Here is a 23939-nt window from a genome sequence, read left to right as displayed (position 1 = left end):
GGTTCCCCGTACGGACTGACCACACAAACGACAAGGCATGGTCTTTGCTGCCGGTACCGTATAAGCAGATTCTTCACCGTAAGCTGACGACATGGGGAGCTCTATTAATCCAATCATTCCCGTCGGGTATGACATCGCGTGGACAATGGTCTCGGTTCTGGTCATTGCCCTGATCGTCGTAGCGCTCTTCTCGATCGCTCGAACCGCTAAACGCCTCACCTCAACCCAAGCCCTGATCTGGGTGCTCGTGACGATTTTCGTGCCGGTCCTCGGTCCGGTGGCATGGCTTTCAATTGGACGTAGATCAGGTCTCGCCCAAGTGCAGCCGAGCACAGATCGATAGTCGTTCCCACGAACAAGGCGTAGGCGGGGGAAGGAACTGCAATAGAGGTCGCTGCGAATGACAGCGGCAAATAGTGGCCTTTCAGCCAGAGCGCGCAGCATGGTGAGTCTCGACGCCGGCACGGCCGTGCGCGATCGATGTTTACCGCAGAACCGGCAGCTGAGAGCTGGACGTCTCGCCGGCCGTGAAGTTTATCGTGATGAACGTCGGCAGATTGTCGGTTGATGGCACGTAGAACTCGAAAGTAGAGGGGGCCAAATCTGCCGTGCATGGGCCTTCAGTATCGGCCGAGAATCCGAACGTCATCGTGGCTAGATCCGCTGATTCGGCGTGTGGCGGACAACTCGAGCTGCCGGACAGGACAATCGCGAGCCGCCCATCGACGACTGTTGCGTAGCCCGCAATGGGGTCAACCAGACCACTGGGCAGAGGTGTCGGCTGGCCAGGATATGCGGTCGTTGCAGCCCCCGCTGGAATTACTGTCGGCGGCTCAGCCGTGCACCCACACATGCCGACTGCTACGGCAATCGCGATCAGCGCGGGTCGATTCGGACTCATGGTCAGATTCTATGGGCGAAGACTAACTCCGCACGGAGACGGTAAGCGATCGTTACGGGGGCTCGACCGCGCCTCGAGTTTTGCACGGTAGCGCTCCAAGCACGTCGCCCGACTCCATCCCGGCTCGTCCCGCAGGAGGTTGGGCTTTGGGGAGCGTGTTCTGCTCGCACAGTCTTCTTTACGCAGGCATTCTTGGTGGAGGAACCCCTCTACTCATCATGGTCACTGCGATCGTCAGTGCTGTGCGAATCTTCGGAAGCGGGGAGTTGGAGAGTCACGCTGATCCGGAGCGAGATCCATTCGCTGCCGAAAATGTGCTCCGTGAGAACATGCCAAGAAGATTTACGCGTGCCGTCAACGTTTGAAATTTCGGCTTATTTTTTTACACGTTTAACGAATGTGCGCCTAGAGTTTGCATATGACGTGGATTGCCGGGAAGCCCTACAACGACTTGCCGGCCCTACCGCCGGCGGTCGACCTAGAATCCAAGAAAGTCTTAAAGGCGACGATCCAAGCACGTACAGCTCTTGCTTCACTCGATCAGGCGTCACGGCGGATCCCCAACCCGACGGTACTCATCAACACGATTCCCCTGCTGGAAGCGCAGGCAAGCTCCGAAATTGAGAACATCGTCACGACGGCCGATGACCTCTTCAAATTTGCCCAGGACGAGTCACGTGCGACCAACTCGGAAACCAAGGAAACGCTGCGCTACAGGACTGCTCTGTTCAGCGGAATTGAGAGCATGCGAGCCCGGCCGTTGTCGGTCACCACGGCGATCGAAGCGTGCTCCATCATCCACTCGCGCGAAATGATCATACGCAACCTGCCCGGCACGTTCATTGGCAACCCCGTAACCAAGAAGGCCATCTATACCCCGCCCGCAGGGGAGCGGTTGCTCCGCGACAAGCTCTTCAATTGGGAACAGTTCATCCATGCCGGGAACGATCTCGACCCGCTGGTTACGCTCGCCGTTGCCCACTATCAGTTCGAAGCAATTCACCCATTTGCTGATGGCAACGGCCGCACGGGTCGCATCCTCAATATCCTGCTCCTCATGCAGGCGGGCCTGCTTCACCACCCGGTCCTCTACCTGTCGCGGTACATCATGGAGAACAAGGCCGACTACTACCGGCTCCTGCTGGCGGTCACCGAATCGGGTGCCTGGGAGGAATGGATTCTGTTCATTCTGGAGGGAATTCGACAGACATCCCTGTCGACCGTCCAGAAGATCGACGCCATCCATGACCTCGAAGCGGCGACCCAGGAGATCATCCGCGCGGTCACCACCGGGGGCGCCAACGCGGACCTGCTCTCCGTCCTGTTCGAACAGCCGTACTGTCGCATTACGAGCGTCATGACGCGGTGCAAGGTGTCCCGACCGACGGCGACGGGATGGCTCAATTCGCTCGTGGAAGCGGGAACCTTGATCGACGTCAAGGTTGGGCGTGAGCGACTTTTTGTCAATACCGACTTCTTTGACTTGCTCGTGCGCCCGGATTCTGCCACGCCCAGCGATGAACCGACTCTCTTCTAGTGCAAGATGATTCACAGTGTTGAAACGCGGCCCCGAAGCGTGGCAACATTTTGGCAACATTTGAATGAAATTGCTCCCATTCCAACCGGGCTTAAATGATTGAAAACCCGCGTAATCATGCGGATCTCAGGCCCATTCGGGCTTCTGATTGGGTAAGCATTTGGGTTCAAATCGCACCGGTACCGCCACGAAAAACCCCTTACATCCCAGTTTTTCACTGGGAAGTAAGGGGCTTCGTCATTGCCACCATGAGCTCCCGAGGGCACAGCACAACGACACGTGAACATTCTTCGCATGCTTTTTGGCGACAGACGGGTATGACCAGTTATACTCATGCTTATGAAGACTGCCATTTCAGTACCTGACGGTGATTTCGAGCGGTTCGAACGGGTTGCGGCGAGACACGGGATGAACCGATCAGAGTTCTACCGGCTCGCCGGTCAGCGTCTCGCCAACGAGCTCGAGGGCGAGTCCGAACTGACCGCGATAGCGAACGCGGTGATCGCTCGCGTTGGGCAGCCGTCTGGGGACGCTATTTTTCTTCGTGAGTCTGAGCAGATGAAGCGAGATGGCGTGGAGTGGTGATCGCCCACGGTGATGTCGTGTGGGTGGACTTCGGCGTGCCTCGAGGATCAGAACCAGCCAAGGTTCGACCCGCAATCGTTATGCAAGAGAACTGGCTTCTTGCAACCGACATAGCCACAGTCCTTGTGGTGCCGCTCACCTCGAACGTCGCACTCGAAGCATTCCCCGGCAACGTCCTCGTGCCGAGAGAAGCCTCCGCTCTCGACAGGGAGTCTGTCGCAGTTGTCTCCCAACTTGGTCCGGTCAGCCGGGAGTTTCTAGACCCGTATCCGGCCGGTCATGTGCCAGGATATGTGCTGTCGAAAATCGCCGCCGGCATCAGGTTGGTCACCGGTATCTGACCAGCAAACGCTCACAATCACGAATCTAGCCAGCGCGCCGTGGCACGGCCCTCGTGCACTGAATTGTCCGGGCACTGCTGGCATGTAATGGGGTTTCGGGTCGTCCTGCGATTGAGGGACGGCGCGAGGCGAGTCATCCGTTTCGGGGATGCCTCGTGTCTTCCCCGATGACCTGTGCAGTGGCTGTCACCGAGTCTGTCGCGCCGACGCTCTCCCTGAGCAACGAGATGGTCGCTTTCGCATACTTCGCTGAAACTAACGCCTCGCAGAAGGACGAAGCCGCCAGCAAGACGGTGGTATGAAAACTGGCACAATTCAGATTGTGATCCATTCACCCCGTACGTTGCCCAACAGCTCTCTTCCTACGTTCCGAAATAACCGTTCGGCCGGCGGCGTGTGTAGCGTTGCCGTGATGTCGACGAAAACCTATGCCTGTGCTGCCTGTGCTGCCTGTGCTGCCGCTGCTGTCGCCGCCGCTGATCGTTGTCACCGGTGGGGCGCGGCGTCGATGTGGCCCGGGGTGCCCGCGTAGAGGAGCTCGATCTCGCCGGCGAAGTCGTCAAGGATGACCGAGCGTTTCGTTGAGAGTTTCGGCGTGAGATGCCCACTCGCTTCGGTGAATTCGGTTGAAAGGATGACGAAGCTGCGAATCGACTCTGCTCGTGAGACGAACGAGTTGCCGTGATCGATCGCCCGCTGTACCTCGGCTCGTACTGCGGGGTGATGAACGGGCGGCGGTCGCCGACGACCACCGCCTGCCCGACGATCGGGTTACTCGTGATGGGGACTTCGAGAGCTGTTGGTGCCACGTTCTTGCCGCCGGCGGTGACGAGGATCTCCTTCTTGCGGCCGGTGATGGCCAGGTTGCCCTTCTCGTCGAGTGTGCCGAGATCTCCGGTTCGGAGCCAGCCGTCATCGAATACGGCAGCGGTGGCGTCGGGATTGCGCCAGTACTCTTTGAACACGTTCACACCTGCGATCTCGACTTCGCCATCGTCAGCGATGCGCACGGACACACCGGGCAGGGGTGGTCCGACCGTGCCGATCTTGACCGAACCCGGCCGACATACGGTGGCCGGGGCGGTCGTCTCCGTCAGCCCGTACCCCTCGAGGATGCTGACGCCAAGACTTCGGTAGAAATGCCCGAGTCGCTCCCCGAGAGGACCGCCTCCGGACACTGCGAACTGCACTCTCCCGCCAAGCGCGGTCCGCAGCTTGGATAGCACCAGTCGGTCGAGCACTGCGAAGCGCACACGGAGTCCGAGCGGGACGTGGCCCTGGTCAAGGGCCTTCGAGCGGGCGATCGCCGTTTCCACCGCCTGTCGGAACAGTTTTCCGCGCCCGCCTGCTTCGGCGCGTTGCTCGCTGGAGTTGTAGATCTTTTCGAACACGCGTGGGACGGCGAAGAGGAATGTCGGTTTGAATTCCCCGAGTCTCTCGATCAGCTTCTTCGTGTCTCCCTCGTGGGCGATCCTCACCCCGCCATACACGCTCACGACAGCGATGAAGCGCGCAAAAACGTGCGCCATCGGGAGGAAGAGCAGCGTGGATGCTCCGGACGCGAATACCTCGGGGAGTTCGTTGGCCGTGTTGCGACTCAACTCGACGAAGTTGCCGTGGGTCAGCACGCAGCCCTTGGGGGTGCCTGTCGTGCCCGAAGTATAGATGATCGTGGCGATGTCATCTTCGTTCGCGAGGCTGCGTCGACGTTCAAGCTCGACGTCGCCGATCGTGGTCCCTTGGGTGGTGAGCACGTCGAGGTCACCGTCATCGATCGTCCAGACCCGTTCGACCTCCGGCAGCTCCGGCAACACCTCCCCCACTCGAGCGCGCAGCGCGGCGTCCTCAACGATCACAGCAACGGCCCCAGAGTCACCCAGGTTCCAGCGGATCTGGAACGGCGACGACGTTTCGTAGATCGGGACGAGGACGACCCCGGCGAACCAGGCCGCAAAATCAATCAGGCTCCACTCGTAGCGGGTACCGGCGATCAGTCCGATGCGCTGCCCCGGCTGAAGGCCGGCCGCAATGAATCCCTTCGCGAGACTCTTCACTTGCGCCAGAAACTCCGCTGCCGTGATATCCAACCTCCCGGACTCCACAACACGGGAGAAGAGCACCAGTTCTGGCGTTGCGGCGACGCGCTCCATCAACAGGCCGCTGCCGCGACCGGGGAGGTTCTCACAATCGGAGCCGTCATCCGGCCAAGCAACGTGGGAAGGGTGCGTGTCACATACGACGCGCCCCGTCGCGTTGCGATTCGGCCTTACTCTCCATCGACTGAGGCCCCTCTCGTTTAAAGAAACATTAGTTGCTTTAATCGAAGTAGGTCAAACATGATGGCCGTATGAGCGAGCGTCTCGACGAGACGCCGGTAAACATTGCCGACGGCATCTTTTTCACGATGCCACCCGTACTCAGGCGCGGTGAGGTGCCGGCCATCCACCGGGAAAGCCTGATGATCGCCGCGACCGAGTTGCTCGCATCCGAAGGCTATCGAGGCGTCGGCGTGCGAGAGATCACAGCCCGCGCCCGCGTCTCCCGGGCCGGGTTCTACGCAGCCTTCGATGACAAGGACGCCTGCGTGTTCGCTGCGTACGAGCGCTTCATCGAGGCCTACCTCAGCACCCTGCAGCTCGACCTCGTCGCGGCCCGCGCGGTCCACGTCGAATTCGAATCTCTCGGTGCCGCTGCTCGGAAATGCCGACGTGCTGACACCACCCGCCTCGCCGCCCTCATGCGCGACGCACAAGCCGCGATCAGTGACACTCCGCCCGCCCCGCTCAGCGATCACATTGGGAGCGTCGACGCCGTACGAGATCTGGTCTCTGATGCCCTCGACCAATCGGCCGCACCCGAACTGCTCAGCCTGCTGCCCGTGATGTCGTTGTGGACCACCCGGCTCCTCGCCCTCAAGCGCTGAGACAGACCCGCACGGAGAACTGAACTCCGCCTGGATCGCAGGCGTCGAACGTGTTCCGTGAACCGCCGTTTGTCGGTAGATGTCCTCGCTCTTGAGTGCATCTCTCGAAGGAGCACGCGATTACACTGCTTCTGTCCACGCGTGCCACAGGAGTTCAGGCATACCATCGGCGAACGCGCGTGCTTCGACGCCGTGAATCAGGAGACGATATCCCGAAGGCGCGGCCTGATGTGTTGGCCGCAACGATGCGATCGATCATGACCGCATCAGCATCCATGGCGTGGGCCAGCTGTATCCCCGGCTCGTTCCGGCAGCACGTCATGACTGTCACAGGTCCTGTGCGGCCGAGCCGTCTGTTCGTCGACGGTCCGACCGCACTTGGTGGCAACCTGACACACTCCTAATCGGTGTCGCGGCCCCGTACCCGCTTGGGCACTGGCGCCCCGTTCCGGGGCGGGGCGCCTGCCGTCACCTCGCGCACCTCGTCGACCGACAGCTCCCTGGTGGCGAAGGCGTCGTCATCGGCGAACGACTTCATCCGGGCGATCCGGTAGATGATCAGGCCGTAAAGCGCCTTGGCGAGGATGTCGGCGATCGAGTAGCCGAGCTGTTTGCCGACCCAGGCATCCGCCCCATCGAGGCCGAGCATGGGCAGGAAGTATGCGATCGGGTAGACGCCCCAGGTCAGGAGGAGTAACAGGCGGAGCTGACTGATCGTCTTGCGCACGCTCGCCGGCTGCCGGTCGAGCGATCGGGTCAACTCGACGAAGAGAACGTACAGAATATATACGAACGGGATCGTGGAGAGCACGCCGAACAGTCCGCGAAGACCGTCGTCCCCGCTGATCTCACCCGGGTACCCGAGCGCGATCATCAGGGCCGATGCCGGGATGAGTCGCGCGAGGAGGCGCGTCTGCACGCGGCGGGCGAGGGCCAGCACGGCGATGAGTTCGAGGAGGAGTAGCGGCACCGTCAGCAGCCAGTCGACGTAGCGGTAGCCCTCGTTGAAACTGGCGCCGGCGACCTGCACATAGTCCCCGCGGCCGCCGACGGCGTCGGTCACGAATGCCGTCTTGAACGAGTCGAAAATGCGAAAGTAGTGGTACGCGGCAATGCCGCACACCACCGCTGCCACGGTCATCGCCTGCCGGTACCTCGGCAGAACCCGGTTGAGGCTGACCAGCATGAAGATCGAGGCGAAGAGCTGCGCCGCGATCACGAGGGAGAAGAAGTTGTAAACGGTGTCGTATTGAGCTTGGTTCAGCGAATCGGGTATCACGGTGTCCTCCGGTGAGCGAATAGGTCGTGGAGTGGTGCGCGGTCCGAACTTGTCCTTAGTGGATTGAATTGTTTCGGACTTACTGTTTCTTCCCGATCCGCTGCCCTCTTGGATGCACCCCTGCGCAAATTAAACAGGAAAATTTTCAGGCTCTTGTGACGTAACCGTGGGTTAATTCCGGCCGGGGAGCACGGGACGGTGGCCGCCGACGCTGAGCATGGCGAGGGCGATGAGGGCGTCGGGGGATTTGAAGCCGAAGGCGATGCGGGTGATGAGTCGAATCTTGGTGTTCATGGATTCGATGCGTCCGTTGGAGAGCCCGTGCTCGATGGAGGCGAGGATCGCGGAGCGGTGTTTGACGATGCTGCGTTGGAGTTTCACGAACGCGGGGATCCGGCAGCGTCTCGCCCAGGCGACCCATTTGTCGAGTGCTTCTGCGGCTTCGTCGAGAGAGAGTTTGAATATCACCCGGAGGCCTTCTTTGAGGTAATAGGCCCGGCCGAGGGTGGGGTCGGTGTGGACGACCCAGGCGAGCGCCACGCCGGTGCCCTCAACTGGGTCGGGAAAGTGCTCTTCGACGAGGCACTGCCCCAGGACGAAGCCCAGATGAGTGCAGTGCTGCAGAAACTGAAACAGCACGGCACGGTCTTGATGATCGTGGACCAGCCCGCGACCATCGGCGCTCTGCCGATCGCGGTCAGGCCGCCAGCAAACGTATCCGCGGGCTGCTCACCCAATCCGCCCTGCACTGGAGCGGGTCGGCAACGGCTTTCAGCCCGCGTCTGCGGGTGGTTGAGTTGGTCACCGGGATGCAGTACTTCTCGTCCGTCACCATGCTTTGCAAGCCGCGGGAGTTTCCCTCGATGCGGCGCAGGCGCTTGAGGTAGTCATCCTTGTTGGAGATGTACCCGTGATGATGGGGCGCGGTCTCCGTTTCGGTGGGTTCATTCATGGGAGCGCTATACCCCAGGGTGGTATAAGGGTATAGTGGGTTCAGGTACCCCCGGGGGGTACAGCTGATTGAAAGGACTGCAGCTTATGTGCACAACGAACCAGAATGACCTCGGCCTGACCGACGCTTCCTGCGCGTGTGGAACCCACGCCCACGAGACAGCGGGCACAGGCTCGTGTGCGTGCGGAACCCCCACGCACGAGAAAGCAGCCGCAACGTCATCCGACAGTGCCGAACGGGCCACGATCACGAGCACTTGGGCGGTGTCTGGAATGACCTGCAGTCACTGCGTGAAGAGCGTGACGGAGGAACTGGGCCGACTGCAGGGCGCGACCAACGTGGAGGTCGCGCTTGTCTCCGGCGGCCTCTCCCAGGTGACAGTCTCGAGCGTCGGCGAATTGGACCGTGACGCGGTCGCCGCCGCGATCGACGAGGCCGGCTACGACTGGGTTGCCCAGTCCCGATGAGTGGCCAACAGGTCGAACTTGTCGTCAGGTCCCAAACCGGACAAGGTGTTGATGAGGCAGATCTTTTGGCACCACGGCATGCCGTGCCGAACCTCCGGTTCAGGTCGCTGACGACTACCACGCTGCAGAGACAGCTCGCGTGTGGAGATAATGACTCATGCCCAATCGCACTGACAAGATTTCGCTGACAGGATCGATCTCCCTCGGCACCGGGGTAATGATCGGTGCGGGGATCTTCGCCCTAGTGGGTCAAGTGGCCGAATTCGCCGGCGACTGGTTTCCGCTCGCCTTTCTCCTCGGCGCGATTGTCGCCGGAGTCAGTTCCTATTCCTATGTTCGCTACTCCAGCGTGAACCCGTCCTCCGGCGGTATCGCGATGCTGCTGAAAGACGCCTACGGACCGGGTGTGGTCGCCGGGTCAGTCTCGCTGTTCATGTACGTGTCGATGGTGGTCGCGGAGAGCCTCCTGGCGCGCACATTCGGTACCTACCTGTTGCGCCCCTTCGGCCTGCAGGACTCGGCGATACTCGTGCCCGTGCTGGGCGTCGCCGCGATCGTCGCCGCTGCGATCGTGAACCTCGTGGGCAACAAGCTCGTCGAAGGCTCAGCGACCACCACCGCGGTGCTGAAGATCCTCGGCATCGCCGTACTCGCGATTGCCGGCCTCATCGGCGCCGCGGTATCCGGCAACGGATTCTTCTCGAAGTCTTCCGGTGACTCGCCAGGCATCGTCGGACTCCTGGCAGGCACCACACTCTGCGTGCTCGCCTACAAAGGTTTCACCACCATTACCAACCAGGGTGACGACATCCGCGACCCGAAGAAGAACATCGCACGATCGATCATCATCTCACTGCTGATCTGCACCGTTCTGTATCTGCTCATCACGGTGTCGGTGGAGTCGAGCATCGGCGCCGAAGGCGTCGTTAAGGCCCGTGACTACGCGCTCGCGCAAGCCGCCGAACCCCTCTTCGGCGCGTGGGGAGTCGGGATCACCGTCGCGATCGCCGTCGTCGCGACCTTGTCGGGGCTCCTCGCCAGCCTCTACTCGGTGTCACGCCTCTACGCCATGCTGCAAGACATGCGGCAGGCGCCAGCACTGCCCCAGAGAATCTCGCACCAGCCGATGATCATCACCGCAGGTCTCGCCGTTCTCGCCACCGCGTTTCTCGATCTCAGCCAGATCGCCTCGATGGGCGCATTCCTCTACCTTGCTATGGATATCTCCGTGCAGTGGGGCGTCGTCCGCCACCTCCGCTCGAAGATCCAGGCGAACTTCTGGGTTCCGGTGCTCTCGATCGTGCTCGATCTTGCGATCCTGGTCCCCTTCACGGTCCTGAAACTTCAGAACGACCTCCTCACCGTCATCGTTGCGGCATCGGTCGCTGCAGCGATCATCATCGCTCAGGCCATCGCGGCCCGTGGGAGAACGCACAGCGAGTAGACGCCACGGGCCGCCGCTGCCGAAGCAGATGCTGCGTACGCCAGCCCCCCTGTGGTGACTTATTCGAGTAGCGGGGGAGCGCCCGCGCTCGTGGAAAGTCCCCTGCTGCTGCGCTCCCGATCGGGGTGGCGGCTAACGGCCTGCCCGTCGATCTCTGGCAGTGACGGAGTTCGGGAATACTCTCGTGTTATATGCGTTCGCATATAGAGCACGATCACTCAATCTCGTGCGCCAGAGGAGAGAACCATCATGATCGCGGAGACATCCGGCCTGCATCACGTCACTGCCATCGGTGGCGCCCCCCAGAACAACATCAACTTCTATATCAAGGGTCTCGGACTCCGGTTGGTGAAGAAGACCGTCAATTTTGACGACCCGAGCACCTATCACCTCTATTACGGTGACGATTCGGGGCGTCCCGGCTCGCTGATGACCTTCTTCCCGTGGAAAAACGTTCCGGCAGGGCGCATCGGCGCTGGCCAGTCGACAACGACTGCCTTCTCGGTTCCCGCGGGAAGCATCGGTTGGTGGGAGTCGCATTTTGCGGCGCTCGGCATCGACTCCCGGATCAGCACGACAGATTCTGTCGAAGAACGTTTGTCGCTTCGTGACCCTGATGGGCTGCAACTCGATCTTGTGGCGTCATCGGTCGCCGATCCTCGTGCACCCTGGGATTCTGCATCCGTTCCCGCCGAATTCGCCGTGCGCGGCCAGCACTCCTCGGTTCTGACTGTTCGTGATGCGGCAGGTACCGCGCAGGTGCTCACGCAGGAGCTCGGCATGCACCTGGTCTCTGAGCAGGGCGACCGGCTGCGCTTCGCCGCAGGCGACGGTGCCGCCGGGCATATTGTTGACGTCATTGTCGATCCCGGAGCGCAGGAGGGCCTCACCGCCGGGGGAACCGTGCATCACATTGCCTTCCGGGTTCCCGACGGCGAAACGCAGCAGGTGTGGCGCCAGCAACTGGTCGACCATGGCTACCAGGTGACCCAGATTCTCGATCGCCAGTACTTCACATCCATCTATTTCCACGAGCCCGGCGGTGTGCTCTTCGAGATCGCCACCGACACGCCCGGCTTCGACATCGACGAACCGCTGCTCGAACTCGGACGCAGCCTCAAACTGCCGCCGTGGCTGGAGCCCTCGCGAGAGGCAATTGAGCACGCGGTGATTCCGATCGAGATTCCGGTGGAGAACAACCCTCAGTCAGTTGAGATCTAACCGTGCACGCGATCGAGCTGGCCGAGTGGCCGTATCTCTACCGGGAAGGTGTGGGAACGGTGCTTCTCATGCTTCACGGCACGGGCGGCAACGAGCAGGAAATCGCCGAGCTCGGCCAGCAGCTCGACCCGGATGCTGCAGTGCTGGCTCCCCGAGGCAGGGTGCGTGAAAACGGGTCGAATCGCTGGTTCCGCCGCCTCGAGGAAGGGATCTTCGATGTCGACGACGTTGTGCAGAGAGCCGGCGAGCTTGCGGAACTTGTCGAGTCTGCCCAGCGCGAATATGGCCTGCAAAACCGACCCCTCGTCGCCGTCGGGTTCTCCAACGGAGCGAACATTGCCCTGGCAACGATGATGCTTCACCCGACGACGATCACGCGCGTGGTCGCGTTCTCGGGGATGTACCCCTTCGCAGACCGGGATGCACCTGCCCAGATCTCGGAGACGGACGCGCTCATGTTGAACGGGAGCGCTGACCCGTTGGCGCCCGCAAGCTCAGTGGACCGTCTCGAATCCGAGCTGCTTCGGCACGGCGCATCCGTCACCCGGTTCACCCGAACGGGAGGACACGGAATCACACCCGAGGAAGTGGCGGAAGCCCATCGTTGGGTGCGGGGCAACGGAACGCGGCCGCCGGTCAGCTCAGGGGTCGCACGGTGAGTATCTGCTCGGCGCGGCCAACCGGCCCGTCCTCATCGTGGAGCACGCTACTGGTGAGGCCGTGGCCGGCCGGCCCGAACGTGACGGTGGTATCCAGCCCCACCCAGTTCCCGGTCGGCTGCCGATGAAAGTGGATGGTGAGGTCAAGGTTGGGGTACGCCCAGTCCAGGGGGGACTGGCGCACAGCGATCCCGTTGGCGGTGTCGACCAGCGCGATGAACATGGCATGCGGGCTGCTTGGCTCCCCGGCGACGAGTGCCTTTTCGGTTCGAAGCCAGGCGCTCGCTTTTCCGGGCAGCGGAGGGGCGACGCTCCTGAAATCAAGGGAGGCGATGTAACCGCCGGGCCAGATGTCCACCATCGACCACGGGGCAGACCGGTCGGGAGATGGCAGGGGGGCCGGTTGGCCACCGGCGACCCCGCTGGTGTCGGTGGTGGCGATGAACCAGGCGCGGGCGAGCACGGCGGGACGGCCTGCGATGATCACGGTGGCTTCGATGAGTTCAATGGTGCGGCCGGGGCGAATCGTCTCGACCCGGATCTCGCAGTCGGTCGCGGCGAGGAAGCCCAGGATATCGAAGCTGATGCGCCCGAGCTCCTTGCCGTTGACCCCGCCCTCTGCGGCGGCTCGGTGCAGGTCGATGGCGTGCACGATCAGGCCGCCCAGTGGGCTGAAATGGATCTCGTCGGAATTCCACGCGCCGCCGGCAGCCTCGGTCGGCCGATAGTGGCCGGGGGAGATCGCGTCGAAATAGGCACTTGTCGGAAGGTGCGCGCCGGACTGTTCACTCATGTTGCTTCTCCTTAGTCAGGCGCCGCAGTGCCGTGCCATCCACCATAGGGGCGATTAGGAGCGGCGCTTGCGCTCGCAGCGGTAGAGTTCGATGCGCGGGGCGAGCAAAGGACTAAGGCGTGAAAGCGGAAATCTTACATATCGACGATTGCCCCAGTTGGGTAGAAGCGGGTCGACTCCTCCGGGAGGCCCTGGACTCGACCGGTCATCGGGACGCGGGTATCACATACACGCTTATCGCTTCAGAGGCCGCCGCGACGCAGGTGCCGTTCGCGGGTTCGCCCACGATCCTCGTTGACGGTACCGATCTGTTCCCGTCTGAGGGGCGCGACACCGATCTCGTATGCCGGATCTACCTGACCCCCGATGGCCTCGCCGGCTGGCCTACCCTCGAACAACTGCACCATGCGCTGCTATCTCGCGGATGAGGATTTATCGAATTGCTTCCAGCACGGGGATCATCCGAAATGTCAGCGGTTCATTCTGAGAATTCAGCCCCAAACTGCTGGCGTGCTCGCCATCGCGCGTGACTCACGAACCAGAGGTTGCGGATTTGTTACTTTTCGGAGGGGCTGAACGCTTGCCGCGCGCGCCGTCGTCATTGTATTGTCGGTGCATACCCTGAATTAGTGACCGACTGGTCGGTCACTAATTAACTGTTCCTCTTATAGGAGATTCCAATGAAGAAGTCTCGTCTGCGTCTCATCGCGCCGATTGCCGTCGTCACAGCCCTCGCGCTGACCGGCTGTAGCACCTCCAACCTCGGCGGCAGCAGCCCCGATGACCCCGCGGGGGACAGCGGGCCGATCAAGATCGGTGCGGTTCTCGACGTTACCGGCGCTGGCGCCAGCCTCGGCGTCCCGGAGCAGAACACACTGAACATGCTGGCCAAGCAGCTCAAGGCCGACGGCGGTATCGACGGCCGCGACGTCGAGCTCACCGTCCTCGACAACCAGTCAACCGAAGACGGCGCGGCCAAGGCCACGAGCAAGTTGATCGAGAGCGAAAAGGTCGACATCATCATCGGCGCCTCACGCACCGGGCCCAGCCTGGCCATGCGCCCGCTTGCGGAAGCCGCGAAAATCCCGATGATCTCCGTCGCGGCGAACGTGGCCATCGTGGAGGGCTCAGAGTGGGTCTTCAAGACCACGCAGAACGACGTGATCGTGATCGAGCGCATGCTCGACGACGCCCAGGCCAAGGGATACACCGAGGTGGCCCTCGTTCGAGACGCAACCGGATTCGGCGAAGGCGTTGCGGAATACATCACCGAGCTCGGTGCAGATCGTGGCATCACCCTCGTCACCACGGAGTCATTTGAGCCGAGCGCGACCGACTTCACCCCGCAGATGACCAACGTGCGCAGCTCGGACGCAGACGCCGTCATCATCTGGGGCATCAACCCGTCGGCGGCCCTGGCACAGAAGGCATTCGTTCAGCTCGGCGTGAACAAGCCGGTGTACCAGTCTCACGGCATCGCGAACCAGTCGTTCTTCGACACGGCCGGCGACGCCGCCAACGGCGTCATCGCGCCGATGGGCCGCCTGCTCGTCGCCGACCAGCTGGCGGACGACAACGCCCAGCGCGACGTCATCTCACAGTTCCAGGCTGACTACAGCGCGGCATACGGCGAGCAGCCGAACGCTTTCGCCGGCCACGCGTTCGACGCCTGGCACATCGCCGTCAACGCGATCGAGGCAGTCGGAACCGACGCTAGTGACCTGCGCGAGGAACTCGAAACCGCTCAGTGGACGGGTGTCTCCGGGGTCTTCCAGATGACTGCAGAGAACCACTCCGGCCTCACCGCCTCAGCCCTCATCCTTGCTGAGGCTCAGGATGGTCGCTGGAACCTCCTCGAGGGCTGATTGTGCTCACTGATTTCCTGCAGTTGACAGTGGCAGGGCTATCACAGGGATCTGTGTACGCCCTGCTCGCTGTCGGCCTGATCGCCGTCTACACGGTGCGCCACGTCATCAACATCGCCCAGGGCGAGTTCGCGATGCTGGCCGGGCTGGGCTCTGCCTGGCTTACCGCGGCCGGTATGCCGCTCTTCCTCGCGATTCTGATCGCCATTCTCACGGTGACTCTCGTCGCCATCGTGATGGAACGACTGATCATCGCGAGGGTGAAGAAGCTGACGCCGCTCATTTCGATCATCCTGACCCTCGGGGTCTCGACTCTGCTGCAGGCGACCATGTTGCTGATCTGGGGCCCTGAGGCGAAAGGGGTGCCCCGGTTCCCCGGCAGTAACATTCTGATCGGCGGTGTGAGCATCCGCTCACAGGAGTTCTGGATGATCGGCGCCCTCGTCGTGGTCGGCGGCGGAATCGTGCTCTTCTACGAGAAGTCCCGCTGGGGCAAGGCCCTGCGCGCGTGTGCTGAGCAACCCGTTGCCGCGCGCATCGTGGGGATCTCTCCCGTCACCGCGTCCGTGCTGGCCTTCGCGATTGCAGGATTCGTTGGGGCGGTCGCTGGCCTGGTGTCCTCCCCGATCTACCTGTCGCTGTGGTCGGGCGGCGTGCTGCTCGGGCTCAAGGGCTTCGTCGCCGCCGTTCTGGGCGGCTTCGTCTCCTTCCGCGCCGCGATCATTGGGGCTCTCCTCCTCGGAATGATCGAGGCCTACGTGGCCGGCTATATCGCCTCCGGCCTGAGGGACGGCGCCGCCTTCCTCATCCTCATCCTTGTTCTCGTCGTCCGCCCCCAGGGCCTCGTTCTCAAGCCGACAGCGGTCAGGGTGTAGCGAAAAATGACACACGTAACCACTCCAACCTTCGCCGGGACGCTGTCCCCGAAGGCGCGTTTCTGGATCAATAACAAGGGCACGATCATCGGCTGCGGCATCCTCGTCGCGCTGATGATCGTGATCCCCTTCACGGCCAGTTCCACGGCCATGAACATCGTCGTGTTCGCCATGATCTTCGCCCTCCCTGCCATCGGGCTCAACCTGCTGATGGGCCTGGCCGGACAGGTCAGCCTCGGGCAGGCCGCGTTCTTCGCGATCGGCGCGTACACCCACGCGATCATGCTGACCAAACTCAATCTGCCCGGCCCGGTCGCCGCCACCATCGGTGTGGTCGCCGCGATGCTCGTCGCTTTGCTCGTCGGCCTTCCGATCATGCGCCTGCGCGGTCATTATCTCGCACTGGCGACGCTGGGGCTCGGCTTCATCGTGATGATCGGTGTGCGCGAATGGGACGTCACCGGACGCACCACAGGTATTTACGGCATCTCGCGGCCCACCGTCTTCGGAATCCCGATCGACAACAACGGATTCTTCCTGTGGTTCGTCACTCCGTTCGTGGTGATTGGGCTCATCCTGGCCCTCAACCTCACCCGCAGCCGCGCCGGTCGTGCCCTCTCGGCCGTCAACGACTCCGAACTCGCCGCGGAGAGCCTCGGCGTCAGCACCTATGCGCTGAGGTTGAAGGTCTTCGTGCTTTCCGCCGGATTCGCCGGCCTGGGCGGTGTCTTCTACGCCTACCAGGTCGCCATCGTGAGCCCGACGACCTCCGAGTTCCACCTGTCGGTCTCGATCCTGCTGATGGTCGTCATCGGCGGCCTCGGATCGGTCTGGGGCGCCGTGGCAGGGGCATTCCTCGTGCAGTTCCTCGGCGAGGGGATGCGCGATGTCATTCCGGCCATCTTCCCCGGTGCCACCGGCGAGGTGCAGTTGCTCGGTTATGGCATCGTGCTGATCCTCGTGATCCTGCTTCTCCCGGGCGGACTCCACCAGGCGACGACAACTTTGTGGAAGATGCTGCCCTTCTCCGGGAAACGCCCGTCCAAGGACGCCCATGCCCAGGCCACGGAGGACGATGACCTGACGATTCCAACGCTCCCGGCGGTCAGCACCCCGCTCGCGGCGGGTGAACCGATCCTCGTGCTCTCGGGTCTGACCAAGCGGTACGGCGGCGTCGTTGCCGTCGACGAGGTGAACCTCACCGTGCCGGCCGGAAGCATCCTGGGCCTGATCGGGCCCAATGGCGCAGGGAAGACGACCTGTTTCAACATGATCTCCGGCGCCCTGGACCCGACCTCGGGCACCGTGACGTTCCTCGGCCAGGTCATCTCCGGCCGAAAGCCGCACGTCGCCGCCTCCCACGGATTGACCCGCACGTTCCAGAACCTTCAGGTGTTCACCTCGACGGATGTCGTCGGCAACGTGTACATGGGCCGGTACCGCAAGGGAAGCGCGGGCGTCCTGCGCGGAATGCTGGGCCTGCAGGCGCACGAGCAGAGCACGCACCGCGCTGCGTCCTACGAGATCCTGAAGTCGATGAGACTGACGGATGCCGCGGACGACTCGGCCTCGGCACTGCCGTTCGGTAAGCAGCGCATTATGGAGGTGTGCCGGGCACTGGCAGCCGAGCCGGCCCTGCTGCTCCTCGATGAGCCGATGGCTGGCCTGTCCGGGGAGGAACGGGAAGTGATGGCCGAGCTGCTGCGGCGGCTGCGGACCGCCGGACTCACCATTGTGCTTGTCGAGCACGATGTGGCGCAGGTGATGTCCCTGGCTGACAACGTCGCGGTACTCGACGATGGCGTGCTCATCGCGCACGGTGAACCGGAGTCCGTGCGCACCGACCCGGCCGTGGTGGCCGCGTATCTGGGCACCGACCTTGCCGAAACCGAAGCGGACCTGAACGAGTTGGAGAAGAACGTATGACGCTAGTCGTTTCCGGCCTCGACGCCGGCTATGGGCAGCTCGCGGTGCTGCATGACATCTCCTTCGAGGTGGCGCGCGGTGAAATCGTCGCCGTCGTGGGTTCGAACGGGGCCGGAAAGACGACCCTGCTGCGAGCCATTAGCGGTCTTATCCGGCCCACCGCGGGCAGTGTGACCCTCGAGGGCCGCACGATCACCGGCAAGCCAGCGGAGAAGATGGCAGGCTTCGGTCTGACCCACGTGCCCGAGAACCGGCTGTGCTTCCCGAGCCTCTCGGTGCGGGACAACCTCATGCTGGGCGCGTGGGCCAAGGGTGGCCACGGTGACGTCGATTCGATCCTCGAGCTGTTCCCCCGACTGCGTACCCGCATGGGACAAGCCGCCGGAACGCTCTCGGGTGGTGAGCAGCAGATGGTGGCCATTGGGCGCGGTCTCATGGCGGATCCGACGGCGATCATCCTCGATGAGCCGTCCATCGGCCTGGCGCCGAAGGTGGTCGCCGAGATCATGGAGGTGCTTTCCCGGCTCTGCGTCGAGAAGCAGCTCGCGGTGCTGCTCGTGGAACAGAACGTGCACGCATCGTTCAAGATCGCGCACCGCGCGGTGGTCATGCACCGCGGGCGGGTCACGCTGACGGGGACGCCGGCTGAACTCGTGAAGCTTCCCGAAGTGCACAACGCCTACCTGGGCGGTGCGGCCACCCCCGCCTCGTAGTCCGTTCCGCGCATGCGCACGGCAACCACAGCTCCGGATGCCGCGGTGAGTGCAGCCACGACCAGGACGGCGGTGGGAATGCCGAACGCGTCGGCGAGCAGGCCGGAGAGCAGGGCACCGATCGCGAACCCTCCGTCACGCCACAAGCGGTAGATTCCCACGGAGCGAGCGCGCCATTCGGGGTGGGCGACGTCGCCGATGGCGGCCAGCAGGGTCGGGTAAACCATGGAGGTCCCGGCCCCGAGCAACACGGCGGCGGCCAGCCAGAAGCCGAAACTGTGGCCCACCCCGACCATGACCAGCGCCACCGCCTGCACCAGCATCCCCCCGACGATCAGCCATTTGCGGCCGATTCGGTCGGAGAGGCCGCCGGTGATGAGCTGGCCGGCTCCCCAGACCGCCGGGTAGACGGCGGCGAGGATGCCGATACGTTCGATGCTGAGACCGGCCGCCGCGAAAAGGATCGGGAACAGTCCCCAGGCCAGGCCGTCGTTGAGGTTGTTGACCAGGCCGGCCTGGCTGACCGAGGACAGTGATTTGTCCCGGAAGCTGGTGAGGGTGAACACCTGACGGTTGCTCAGGGAAGCGCCGGCGTTGGCGTGCCGGGCGACGTGGTTGGCCGCTTCGACCTTTGCATGGTGGTGAGTCTCGCGAACGAAGACGACGGAGAGTCCGAGGCCCAGCGCGATGAAGACGGCGCCGAGCAGGAACGGGCCGGGTCGAAGCCCGGAGGTGGCGGCGATGTACCCGGTGGCCAGCGCCGCACCGGCGACGCCGAGGTATCCGGCGGCTTCGTTGAAGCCCATGGCCAGTCCGCGCCGCTGCGGGCCGACGAGGTCCATCTTCATCATGACGGTGGTGGACCAGGTCAGGCCCTGGCTGATCCCGAGCACGACGTTGGCCGCCACGATCCACTCCCACGAGGGGCCGAAGATCAGCAGTAGCGGCACCGGGATGGCGATCAGCCAGCCGGCGATGAGCACGGGTTTGCGACCGTAGCGGTCGGAGAGAGTTCCGGCGAAGTAGTTCGTGCCGGCCTTCGCCAGCCCGAAGGCGACAATGTAGGTCAGGGCGCTCGTGTAGAGGTCCAGATGGAAGACCTGGTCTGCCAGCAGCGGCAGCACGGTGCGCTCCTGACCAAGCGTGCCGCCGACGAGAGCGTTGACGGCGACGAGCAGCAGGAACTGGGCAAGATTCTGCTTCAGGCCCAACGTAACCTGCTGGCGCGCGCGGACAGGGCGGAGTGGCGGGACGGTCACCGTGATGCCTGGCGTTCGACCGGTCAGGCGGAGGCTTGCTGGGCGGCGATGCTGGCGTGCACGGCCGCCATGTCCAGGTTCTGCACGCCGGCGATCACCTCGTCCAAGGACGAGGCGTTGAGCGCTCCGGGCTGGGAGAATACGAGAACCTTGTCCCGGAATGCCATCAGGGTGGGAATGGAACTGATGCCGGCCGCAGCGGCCAGCCCCTGTTCTGCCTCGGTGTCGACCTTGGCGAAGACGATCTCCGGGTGCTTCTCCGAAGCCGCGGTGAAGGTCGGCGCGAACATGCGGCAGGGTGCGCACCAGCCGGCCCAGAAGTCCAGGAGCACGATGCTGTTGTCGGTGATGGTCGCGTCGAATGTCTTTTCGGTGATGTCAATGGTAGCCATGAACCCAGAATATACCCTATGGGGTATTGTTGTAAACACCCGTCGGGGCATTCGTCGGCGCGTGGAGACGAGTGCCAGGCGGGGTGCCCTGACTTGCCATTAAATATCCCCGGGGGTATATTTTGAAGGGTAGAACGATCCGCTTGAGACTTGGAGGACTTCTGACCATGGACGTCATCGTTATCGAAACCCCGCAACTGGGAGACCGCAGCTACCTGGTGCATGACGGCGCTGTTGCGCTGGTCATCGACCCGCAACGCGACACCGACCGTGTGGACGCCGCCGCCCGCGAAGCAGGGGTCGTGATCACCCACGTCGCAGAGACCCACCTGCACAATGACTATGTGACCGGTGGTTACGATCTTGCCAGGGCGCATGGCGCGAAGTATCTGGTCAACGCCGCTGACCCCGTGAAGTTCGACCGGGAGCCGGTCACGGACGGCCAGGTCATCCAGATCGGCAACTTCAGCGTCACCGTGGTCGCCACCCCGGGGCACACCCACACCCACCTCTCCTACATCGCCAGCGATGGCACCACCGAGGCCGTGTTCTCCGGCGGAAGCCTGCTCTTCGGGTCCGTTGGACGCACCGACCTGGTTGCCGCCTCCGACACGGTCGGACTCACCCACGACCAGTACGCCTCGGCCCGCCGGCTCGTACATGAAGCCGAGCACGACGCTGAGCTCTTCCCGACTCATGGGTTTGGCTCGTTCTGCTCCAGTGGCCCCGCCACCGGTGCCGGCTCATCGACCATGGGCGAACAGCTCACGGCGAACCACGCCCTGACTGATGCCGATGAGGAGCACTTCGTTCGCGACCTCATCGCCAACCTCACGGCTTACCCGTCGTACTACGCGCACATGGCACCCGCCAACGCCCAGGGCCCCGGCCCCGCGAACCTGCAGGTGCCCGAGTCGCTGGATGCCGCCGAGCTCACCCGCAGGCTGGCTGACGGCGAATGGGTGGTCGACCTTCGCAACCGCGTGGCCTTCTCCAGTAACCACCTCCAGGGCGCTGTGAGCTTTGAATACGGCAACGGGTCCAACTTCACCACGTACCTCGGCTGGGTCCTGCCCTGGAGCGACAAGCTCACCCTCGTTGGAGAGCACGCCGACGTCGAGGACGCGATTCGGGACCTGTCCCGGATCGGCATCGACTCACCGGATGCCGCCATCGGCACCGAGCCGCACGCCGTGGCTCCGGATGCCCCCGTCGCCTCCTACCCCCGCGTGGGCTGGGAAGGGCTGCTTGAGGGCCGCGCTGCGGACGACGTGCTCCTGGACACGCGGCGCACCGACGAGTACGCCGCATCCCACCTGCTCGGCGCCGTGAACGTGCCCCTGCACGAGATCCTCTCCCGCACGGACGAGATCCCCGCGGGCAAGGTCTGGGTACACTGCGGTTCCGGCTACCGTGCCGGGGTCGCCGCCAGCCTCTTGCAGCGCACCGGACGGGACGTCGTTCACGTCGACGCGAACTTCGACGAGGCGGCAACTGCCGGAGTATCGATGGCCGAGCTGACCGTCTAGGAATCCGCTCGTTGGGGGCGGCGCTGCGGCTCGCACCCGACGCACGACCCACGTGGCCGACTTTGTGAAAGGCAACACTGTGACGGTGCTCCGAATGGCTTTCCACCCCGCCGAGAAGCGCAGTCTTCTCGGCATGGGTGCGGCCGTGGTTGCCCTCCACCTAATTGGATGGGGAACGCTGTTCCTGTTGGTTCTGCCGAACCTGGCCCGGTCGGGCGGCAACACGGCGGTTCTGCTCGGATTGGCAGTCAGCGCCTATCTGCTCGGGGTTCGGCACGCCTTCGATGCCGACCACATCGTCGCGATCGACAACACCACCCGCCGTCTGGTTGCCGGTGGACGGCGTCCGGTGTCCGTGGGGTTCTGGTTCGCCCTGGGGCATTCCACCGTCGTCCTGATCTCCGTGGTACTGCTGATCGTGGGCATCAACGCCTTCGCCGGCAGCCTCGCTGACGAAGGCTCCGCCCTCAGGCAGATCACCGGCGTATGGGGTGCCGCCATCTCCGGCGCGTTCCTGATCCTGATGGGAGCGCTCAACCTGTCCTCCCTGAAAGGTCTGCGACAGGTCCTTCGAGACGTTCGCTCGGGGCGGTTTGTGCAAAGCGAATTAGACGGGCACCTCGACAATCGGGGGCTGATCAACAAGATCCTTCGGCCCATGTCCCGGCTCGTGGACACCCCCTGGAAGATGTTCCCGATCGGAGTGCTCTTCGGCCTCGGTCTGGACACGGCCGTATCGGTCAGCCTCTTTGTCTTCGCGGGAGTGCTCACGCCAGGCCTTCCCTGGTACGCGGCGATGGTTCTCCCGGTCGTCTTCATGGCCGGGATGACCCTGTTCGACAGCGCAGACGGAATCCTGATGAACCACGTCTACCGATGGGCATCCGCCGACCCGCTGCGAAAGGTCTACTACAACCTGATCGTGACCGGGGTATCCGTTTTCGTTGCCTTCCTGGTCGGCGGGATGGGCCTCATGTCCATGCTCACCGACCTCGGGATCGGCGGCAGGACCCTCGATGTGTTCGCAGCCGTCGACCTCAACTTCCTTGGAGTGTTCCTGATCGGCGTTTTTGCGATGATCTGGCTCTCCGCAGTCCTGTGGTGGAGATTCCGCCCCAACACCGCACAAGAAAGACACTCATGATGGAAATCACCCCCCAGCAAGTATCGACCCGACTGGACGAAGCCCAGATCGTCGACGTTCGAGAGGCCGCGGAGCTGGTCGACGGCATGATTCCCGGTGCCGTGCACATTCCGCTGGGCATGATCCCGGAAAGCCACGCGGCCCTGGATTCGACTCGACCGGTCATCCTGGTGTGCCGCAGTGGGCGCCGAAGTGCCAACGCCGCGGAGCACCTGTCCGCCGCCGGGTTTGACGCACACACGATGACGGGTGGCATGCTCGAGTGGGCTGTGGAGGGACTCCCGACGGTCTTCACCCAGACTCCGTGATCATCACTGCCCTCGTCCTGGGGCTGATCGTCGGGGCATTGCTGGGCCTGGTCGGCGGGGGCGGGTCAATTCTCGCCGTCCCCGCCCTCGTCTACGGCGTGGGTTTGCCGTTGTCCGAGGCGATCCCGACCTCCCTGATCGTGGTGGGAGCGGCCTCCGCCGTTGCGGTGATCCCTCGGCTTCGCCGCGGCGTGAACTGGCGCCTCGCCCTCATCGTGGGCGCGGCCGGCGTGGCCACCGCCTATCTGGGCACGATGGTCAACCGGATGCTCGACCCGCGGTTGCTCCTCGGGGCCTTCGCCGTGATCATGGTCATCGCTGGCGTGCGGATGTTCCTGCCGACCAGGTCGGTGGGTGGTCCCTGCGCGCTCCCCGGTGGAGGCATCAACTGGCGCAGCTGCCTACCCAGGGCGCTGGCCACCGGTGCGGTCGTCGGCTTTCTCACCGGTCTGCTCGGCGTCGGTGGGGGATTCCTCATCGTGCCCGCGCTCACGCTGGTCCTCGGCCTGCCAATGAGTGTGACGGTGGGCACCTCGTTGGTCATTATCGTCATCAATTCTGTCGCCGGATTCACCGCGCACCTCGGCACCGTTCAGATCGACTGGGCGGTCACCGGCGCATTCGCGGTATCTGCCATGGCCGCGTCCCTCGTGGCGGGCCGGCTCGGCCGAGGCCTGTCCGACAAGGTCCTCAAGCGGGGCTTCGCTGTCCTGGTGCTCGGCGTCGCGGTCTATGTGGCTGTGCAGGCGCTGATCGGCTAACCGGGCAGATCATCGCCCTCGGAAGCTCGACTCGATAAGGTTGTCAGAGATAGTAATTCTCCAAG

The 23939-nt window shown here is 63.3% G+C and carries 24 protein-coding genes and 3 pseudogenes; 20 read left to right on the top strand and 7 right to left on the bottom strand.

What is annotated here, in order from left to right; translation table 11 throughout:
* The first annotated feature begins 91 nt into the window (after positions 1-91).
* From EDD25_RS07645 to EDD25_RS18170, 5 genes are all read left to right on the top strand, one after another.
* The gene (locus EDD25_RS07645) at positions 92-343 is read left to right on the top strand and encodes a PLDc N-terminal domain-containing protein (RefSeq protein WP_134172755.1); all 252 of its coding nucleotides are present in this window, start codon (positions 92-94) and stop codon (positions 341-343) included.
* Positions 344-1319: 976 nt separating this feature from the next.
* A complete protein-coding gene (locus EDD25_RS07640; RefSeq protein WP_134172754.1) occupies positions 1320-2438 on the top strand; it encodes a Fic family protein in 1119 nt (372 codons plus the stop codon).
* A gap of 408 nt (positions 2439-2846) precedes the next feature.
* The gene (locus EDD25_RS07635) at positions 2847-3023 is read left to right on the top strand and encodes a hypothetical protein (protein WP_241986504.1); all 177 of its coding nucleotides are present in this window, start codon (positions 2847-2849) and stop codon (positions 3021-3023) included.
* Positions 3017-3364, top strand: coding sequence for a type II toxin-antitoxin system PemK/MazF family toxin (locus EDD25_RS07630; RefSeq protein WP_241986502.1), 348 nt, complete (start codon positions 3017-3019; stop codon positions 3362-3364). Before EDD25_RS07635 ends, EDD25_RS07630 begins: the two co-directional genes overlap by 7 nt.
* A 167-nt stretch (positions 3365-3531) precedes the next feature.
* The gene (locus EDD25_RS18170) at positions 3532-3666 is read left to right on the top strand and encodes a hypothetical protein (protein WP_277871694.1); all 135 of its coding nucleotides are present in this window, start codon (positions 3532-3534) and stop codon (positions 3664-3666) included.
* Between the two features lie 184 nt (positions 3667-3850).
* Here EDD25_RS18170 and EDD25_RS07625 read toward each other — a convergent pair.
* A pseudogene (locus tag EDD25_RS07625) lies at positions 3851-5520 on the bottom strand (AMP-dependent synthetase/ligase).
* A 191-nt stretch (positions 5521-5711) separates the two neighbouring features.
* On the opposite strand from EDD25_RS07625, the gene EDD25_RS07620 reads away from it, so the two are divergent.
* The gene (locus EDD25_RS07620; RefSeq protein ID WP_134172752.1) at positions 5712-6287 is read left to right on the top strand and encodes a TetR/AcrR family transcriptional regulator; all 576 of its coding nucleotides are present in this window, start codon (positions 5712-5714) and stop codon (positions 6285-6287) included.
* A 400-nt stretch (positions 6288-6687) separates the two neighbouring features.
* Here the strand turns inward: EDD25_RS07620 and EDD25_RS07615 are convergent, their stop codons facing one another.
* Both EDD25_RS07615 and EDD25_RS07610 read right to left on the bottom strand, forming a co-directional pair.
* Positions 6688-7566, bottom strand: a complete 879-nt coding sequence (locus EDD25_RS07615; protein WP_198418878.1) for a bacteriorhodopsin-like — start codon at positions 7564-7566, stop codon at positions 6688-6690.
* Between the two features lie 171 nt (positions 7567-7737).
* Positions 7738-8106 (bottom strand): annotated as a pseudogene (locus tag EDD25_RS07610) (ISL3 family transposase); the annotation flags it as partial.
* Here EDD25_RS07610 and EDD25_RS17945 point away from each other — a divergent pair.
* Positions 8056-8265 (top strand): annotated as a pseudogene (locus EDD25_RS17945) (IS110 family transposase); the annotation flags it as partial. The pseudogenes EDD25_RS07610 and EDD25_RS17945 sit on opposite strands and share 51 nt — an antisense overlap.
* Here the strand turns inward: EDD25_RS17945 and EDD25_RS18250 are convergent.
* Positions 8264-8518, bottom strand: coding sequence for a metal-sensitive transcriptional regulator (locus tag EDD25_RS18250; protein ID WP_134172751.1), 255 nt, complete (start codon positions 8516-8518; stop codon positions 8264-8266). The pseudogene EDD25_RS17945 and the gene EDD25_RS18250 overlap by 2 nt on opposite strands.
* 272 nt (positions 8519-8790) lie before the next feature.
* On the opposite strand from EDD25_RS18250, the gene EDD25_RS17940 reads away from it, so the two are divergent.
* From EDD25_RS17940 to EDD25_RS07585, 4 genes are all read left to right on the top strand, one after another.
* Positions 8791-8985 carry a heavy-metal-associated domain-containing protein gene (locus tag EDD25_RS17940; protein WP_243834552.1) on the top strand — a complete coding sequence of 65 codons (195 nt, stop codon included), beginning with the start codon at positions 8791-8793 and terminating at the stop codon, positions 8983-8985.
* A gap of 157 nt (positions 8986-9142) precedes the next feature.
* Positions 9143-10429 carry an APC family permease gene (locus EDD25_RS07595; protein ID WP_134172749.1) on the top strand — a complete coding sequence of 429 codons (1287 nt, stop codon included), beginning with the start codon at positions 9143-9145 and terminating at the stop codon, positions 10427-10429.
* 249 nt (positions 10430-10678) lie between these two features.
* Positions 10679-11650: a ring-cleaving dioxygenase gene (locus EDD25_RS07590; protein ID WP_134172748.1), complete on the top strand. Its 972-nt coding sequence runs from the start codon at positions 10679-10681 to the stop codon at positions 11648-11650.
* Positions 11651-11652: 2 nt separating this feature from the next.
* Positions 11653-12309: an alpha/beta hydrolase gene (locus EDD25_RS07585; RefSeq protein WP_134172747.1), complete on the top strand. Its 657-nt coding sequence runs from the start codon at positions 11653-11655 to the stop codon at positions 12307-12309.
* On the opposite strand, the gene EDD25_RS07580 is transcribed toward EDD25_RS07585, so the two are convergent.
* A complete protein-coding gene (locus tag EDD25_RS07580) occupies positions 12287-13102 on the bottom strand; it encodes a thioesterase family protein (RefSeq protein WP_134172746.1) in 816 nt (271 codons plus the stop codon). The genes EDD25_RS07585 and EDD25_RS07580 overlap by 23 nt on opposite strands.
* Positions 13103-13221: 119 nt before the next feature.
* On the opposite strand from EDD25_RS07580, the gene EDD25_RS07575 reads away from it, so the two are divergent.
* From EDD25_RS07575 to EDD25_RS07555, 5 genes are all read left to right on the top strand, one after another.
* Positions 13222-13530 carry a thioredoxin family protein gene (locus EDD25_RS07575; protein WP_134172745.1) on the top strand — a complete coding sequence of 103 codons (309 nt, stop codon included), beginning with the start codon at positions 13222-13224 and terminating at the stop codon, positions 13528-13530.
* Positions 13531-13782: 252 nt separating this feature from the next.
* Complete coding sequence (locus tag EDD25_RS07570; protein WP_134172744.1) at positions 13783-14967, top strand: ABC transporter substrate-binding protein; 1185 nt, start codon at positions 13783-13785, stop codon at positions 14965-14967.
* A gap of 2 nt (positions 14968-14969) precedes the next feature.
* The gene (locus tag EDD25_RS07565; RefSeq protein ID WP_341765332.1) at positions 14970-15842 is read left to right on the top strand and encodes a branched-chain amino acid ABC transporter permease; all 873 of its coding nucleotides are present in this window, start codon (positions 14970-14972) and stop codon (positions 15840-15842) included.
* A 6-nt stretch (positions 15843-15848) separates the two neighbouring features.
* Positions 15849-17768: a branched-chain amino acid ABC transporter ATP-binding protein/permease gene (locus tag EDD25_RS07560; protein WP_134172742.1), complete on the top strand. Its 1920-nt coding sequence runs from the start codon at positions 15849-15851 to the stop codon at positions 17766-17768.
* Complete coding sequence (locus tag EDD25_RS07555) at positions 17765-18481, top strand: ABC transporter ATP-binding protein (RefSeq protein WP_134172741.1); 717 nt, start codon at positions 17765-17767, stop codon at positions 18479-18481. The genes EDD25_RS07560 and EDD25_RS07555 overlap by 4 nt, the downstream gene beginning before the upstream one ends.
* Here the strand turns inward: EDD25_RS07555 and EDD25_RS07550 are convergent.
* Together EDD25_RS07550 and EDD25_RS07545 are read right to left on the bottom strand one after the other, a co-directional pair.
* Positions 18448-19740 (bottom strand): MFS transporter, encoded by a 1293-nt coding sequence (locus tag EDD25_RS07550; RefSeq protein ID WP_241986488.1) that lies wholly within the window; start codon positions 19738-19740, stop codon positions 18448-18450. The two genes, EDD25_RS07555 and EDD25_RS07550, sit on opposite strands and share 34 nt — an antisense overlap.
* 23 nt (positions 19741-19763) lie before the next feature.
* A complete protein-coding gene (locus tag EDD25_RS07545; protein WP_134172740.1) occupies positions 19764-20132 on the bottom strand; it encodes a thioredoxin family protein in 369 nt (122 codons plus the stop codon).
* Between the two features lie 167 nt (positions 20133-20299).
* On the opposite strand from EDD25_RS07545, the gene EDD25_RS07540 reads away from it, so the two are divergent.
* From EDD25_RS07540 to EDD25_RS07525, 4 genes are all read left to right on the top strand, one after another.
* Positions 20300-21661, top strand: coding sequence for an MBL fold metallo-hydrolase (locus EDD25_RS07540; protein WP_134172739.1), 1362 nt, complete (start codon positions 20300-20302; stop codon positions 21659-21661).
* A 94-nt stretch (positions 21662-21755) separates the two neighbouring features.
* Positions 21756-22805: a HoxN/HupN/NixA family nickel/cobalt transporter gene (locus tag EDD25_RS07535; protein ID WP_134172738.1), complete on the top strand. Its 1050-nt coding sequence runs from the start codon at positions 21756-21758 to the stop codon at positions 22803-22805.
* On the top strand, positions 22802-23113 hold the full coding sequence (locus EDD25_RS07530) for a rhodanese-like domain-containing protein (protein WP_134172737.1): 312 nt from the start codon (positions 22802-22804) through the stop codon (positions 23111-23113). The genes EDD25_RS07535 and EDD25_RS07530 overlap by 4 nt, the downstream gene beginning before the upstream one ends.
* Entirely contained in the window at positions 23110-23874 is a 765-nt protein-coding gene (locus tag EDD25_RS07525; protein WP_134172736.1) for a sulfite exporter TauE/SafE family protein, read from the top strand. The genes EDD25_RS07530 and EDD25_RS07525 overlap by 4 nt, the downstream gene beginning before the upstream one ends.
* Positions 23875-23939: the final 65 nt, after the last annotated feature.

The sequence above is a fragment of the Cryobacterium psychrophilum genome (genome assembly GCF_004365915.1).
GTDB classification, from domain to species: Bacteria; Actinomycetota; Actinomycetes; order Actinomycetales; family Microbacteriaceae; genus Cryobacterium; species Cryobacterium psychrophilum.
The sequence above is the reverse complement of the archived record's forward strand: the minus strand, read 5'-3'. Positions and strand labels throughout refer to the sequence as shown.